This window comes from Candidatus Obscuribacterales bacterium (assembly GCA_036703605.1).
In the GTDB taxonomy this organism is placed as follows: Bacteria; Cyanobacteriota; Cyanobacteriia; order RECH01; family RECH01; genus RECH01.
Genome location: DATNRH010000052.1, coordinates 1 through 3,544, shown reverse-complemented (window position 1 = coordinate 3,544; position 3,544 = coordinate 1). Strand labels below are relative to the sequence as shown.

Annotated in this window: 3 protein-coding genes; 2 read left to right on the top strand and 1 reads right to left on the bottom strand. The window is 53.6% G+C overall.

Going from position 1 to position 3,544, the window contains the following annotated elements; all coding sequences use genetic code 11:
- The first annotated feature begins 221 nt into the window (after positions 1-221).
- Positions 222-434, top strand: a complete 213-nt coding sequence (locus tag V6D20_01240) for a hypothetical protein (GenBank protein HEY9814422.1) — start codon at positions 222-224, stop codon at positions 432-434.
- Positions 435-590: 156 nt separating this feature from the next.
- On the opposite strand, the gene V6D20_01235 is transcribed toward V6D20_01240, so the two are convergent.
- Positions 591-1,700 carry a nitronate monooxygenase family protein gene (locus V6D20_01235; GenBank protein HEY9814421.1) on the bottom strand — a complete coding sequence of 370 codons (1,110 nt, stop codon included), beginning with the start codon at positions 1,698-1,700 and terminating at the stop codon, positions 591-593.
- 437 nt (positions 1,701-2,137) lie between these two features.
- Here V6D20_01235 and V6D20_01230 point away from each other — a divergent pair, with 437 nt between their 5' ends.
- The gene (locus V6D20_01230; GenBank protein HEY9814420.1) at positions 2,138-3,274 is read left to right on the top strand and encodes a metallophosphoesterase; all 1,137 of its coding nucleotides are present in this window, start codon (positions 2,138-2,140) and stop codon (positions 3,272-3,274) included.
- Positions 3,275-3,544: the final 270 nt, after the last annotated feature.

The following is a 3,544-nucleotide window of genomic DNA, read 5'->3' as shown; positions in this document are numbered from 1 at the left end:
AAAGGTTTCAGCCAGACTGGCGATAGCACTATCGGCGAATAGGCCAGGCTATCAAGGTTGTAAGAATAAATGTAACGAAATCCCACGAAACATGGGTATCTGTAACGCTTCATCGCGAGGTGAGGGCTAAAGGGTGGAAGTAGTCAACAATAGAAAAGACACGGATAGCAGCCTCGGGCTCAATCCGCTGTGATGGATGTAATGTCATCAGGAAGAACCCCATGACTACCCTTTCACCTAAAGTGGTTTATCACAACCTCTCGCTGCTAGAACAGGTTGATACGGTTCGTAGTGCTTGCTATCGACAGCAGGCAATTGAGATCATTTCGGATGAAGAAGTTAGTTTGCGGTGGCGGCAGGCGATCGCTGACCGTCTGGTTCATGCCAATTATCTATTGGCCCAAGTTAATGTGACCTCTGAAGATAGCTATTAAGACCCAATTCTTACATCAAAGACCTGTGCTAGGTTAAAAACCTGCGTTAGGTTACCCTAACTCCTTCCTCATCCCTTAAACTCCATCTGGGATGAGGAAAGAGTGTTCTGCTCCTATTTAACCTCAGGGTTTGCTCATCTTATCAATCAGTGAGGATTAGGAGAGCGTTTTGCCTGTGAGTTCTGCCATCACCTCTGCCACGGGCCGAATGCGATCGCTTTGTCCTGCCTTGCTGCCTGAAAATACGAGTCCTTGCTCTATATCTCCCCGCGCGGCGCTATCCAAGGCTCTTAGAATGCAGTAGGGTTCTTGTTTTTCCCGAAACTTACAGACCTGGAGGCAGTTGGCTAGGCAGGGTAGGCCTGCATGGGGGCGATCGCCCGCTAGCACCTGACCCACAAAGGCATTGCGCAGAGCCCGCCCCGGCAGACCAACAGGACTGGACACAGTCACCACGTCTTCTGCCTTGGCCTGTACATGAAACGCTTTGTAGCGCTCATCAGCATCGCATTCCTCAGTGGTGATAAAGCGGGTGCCAATCTGCACGCCGGATGCTCCTAGCAGCAGCGCTTGGAGAATATCACTACGGCTCCAAATACCGCCTGCGGCGATCACCGGGATATCTTGCTTGAGGTCGTTTCTTAGATAGTTGACCAACTCAGGAATGGTGGCGTTGGTATCCACGTGGGGGCTATCCAGCTCTTCGAGGGTGGCTCCGAGATGGCCTCCGGCAGAGCGAGGATTTTCAACCACAAAGGCATCGGGAAGGCGGTAGTAGTTGCGCAGCCACTTTTGGCAGATGATGCGAGCAGCTCGGGCACCGGAGACAATGGGCACAAGGGCCACGTCGGGATGGCTGACTGTAAAGTCGGGTAGCTTGAGCGGCAGCCCTGCGCCGGAGATGATCAAATTGGCTCCATGGTCAGCTGCGGTTCTTGCTAGGGTTTCATAATCACGGGCCGCCACCATAATGTTGACGCCGATGATGCCTGTGGGGCTAAGGGCTCGCGCCTTGGTGAGTTCGTCAATTAGAGCTAGGCGGTTGGCTTCAAAAAACTGGCGCTGGCGCTGAAGGGGATTGCGCTGGTTGGGATCAAAGTAGGGCGAGTTCATGCCCAAGCCGACAGCAGAGATAATACCAATGCCGCCAGCATTGGCCACCGCCGCTGCGAGATTTGCGCCAGAAATTCGTACGCCCATACCGCCTTGAATGATGCAGTATTGCGCTTGGTGAGAACCGATCCGAAGAGCAGGAAGGTAGGCCATGATCATAAAATAACTATATAGTTATAAAGTTAAACATAAACCATGAATGTTTGGCATCCTCCAAAGCGGTGATCCTATTGCTGGATGCTAGGGAGGTGGGTTGTCTTCTTGGTCCATGGCAGGGGCGGAGTGTAGGGGTTCCTCGTCGGGGAACTATGGGGGTAGCGCTTGTGTCGTGGGAGGCAGCGATCGCTCCTAGCCGTTGACTTATATTTGTTCTGGATCCGGTTCTGGATCCGGTTCTAGATTCTGCTCTGGGTAGGGTTACCTTGAGATCGAGGCGGGCAAATGGAGCGGAATCGACTATGGTTATGGATGATGTTTTGTGGATTGTAGAGTGAGCTATGGGTTGGCGGCGCGTTTGTTTGGGCATTGTTGGATGTTTGCTGGCTATTAGTTTGTCTTGTGCGCAGGCCCAGACTCCAGTGCAGTCAACTGTGCAGTCGGCTACTCCAGCCTCTGAGAGTTCAGCATCGGAGATCTCAGTGCTGCAGGAGGAGTCCCCCAACTTGACCATGGCCCTGCCGCCGTCTACCGAGGCGATCGTGGCTACGGCCGGCCCGGCAGGATTGTACAATCCACCTCGGGGAGATGTGCGCTTGGCGGTGATCAGCGACCTGAATAGTGCCTATGGCTCCACAGACTACGACCCAGAAATTGATAAGGCTATCGAAGTCCTGCCGTTCTGGCAGCCTGATTTGGTGGTTTGCAGCGGTGATATGATTGCTGGGCAAAGCCTGAGCCTCAGTGCCGACCAAGTTCGTCGTATGTGGGATGCCTTTGATGCCCATGTGGCGGCTCCCCTGCGTACCATGGGTTTGCCGTTTGGCTTCACCGTGGGCAATCATGATGCCTCGGCTGCCCGGTCATCCAGCGGCGGCTTTACCTTCCAGCAGGAGCGGGATCTAGCCCAGGCCTATTGGCAGCAACCCAATCATGCCTTGGGTTTAACGTTTCAAACTCGGGATGACTTTCCGTTCTACTACAGCTTTGTGCAAAACGGCATTTTCTTCTTAGCCTGGGATGGTTCCTCCAGTCGGATTCCGGCGGACAAGCTGGCCTGGGTGGAGCGAGAATTAGCCAGCCCAGCAGCTCAGCAGGCCAATCTGCGGATCATGCTGGGGCATCTACCGCTCTATGCCGTGGCGGAGGGCCGGAACCAGCCCGGTGAGGTGATGGATAATGCCGACGAGCTGCGACAGATGATGGAGCGCCATAACGTGCATACCTACATCAGCGGTCATCACCATGCCTACTACCCGGCCCATAAGGGCAACCTGCAGCTCCTGCATACGGGCCTGCTGGGTTCCGGACCGCGATCGCTCTTGGATCAACCTCAGCGATCGCCTAAGACTCTGACAGTGGTGGATATTACCTTCGACAGACCGGAGCCGACGACCTACACCACCTATGACATTCAAACCCTGGCCCAGGTTGAGGATGCCCAACTACCTCGATTTTTGACGGGACATAATGGTATGGTGATGCGTCGGGATGTGGCTTGGGACGATTTATCAACAACAGAGCGATCCTTCTGTGAGCAACGTTTGGGAGCAGCACGTTGTGGTCGGTAGTAGGGGTAACTCACGCAGGTTGTTGGCTTAAAATCGATCAGCTCCGGCGCTTACACGATCTGAAACGATCTCAGATCCATCGTTGTAATCTGCGCTTATTATCTAGTGCCCCCGCAGAGATTCAAAGGGATGTGCTGATGTTAGTCGTGAACCCTTACCGATGGCATCATCAGTGTAAAGCTAGGAGGATTCGTTAAAATGGATAGAACGATCGCTTTCAGAGTTTTAAGTATGGACATTCGCGCCAGATGGTTTGAGGTCACGTCAGCG

Coding starts and splice junctions, on each gene's coding strand:
- V6D20_01240 (HEY9814422.1), top strand. CDS start 222: ATGACTACCCTTTCACCTAAAGTGGTTTATCACAACCTCTCGCTGCTA.
- V6D20_01235 (HEY9814421.1), bottom strand. CDS start 1,700: ATGGCCTACCTTCCTGCTCTTCGGATCGGTTCTCACCAAGCGCAATAC.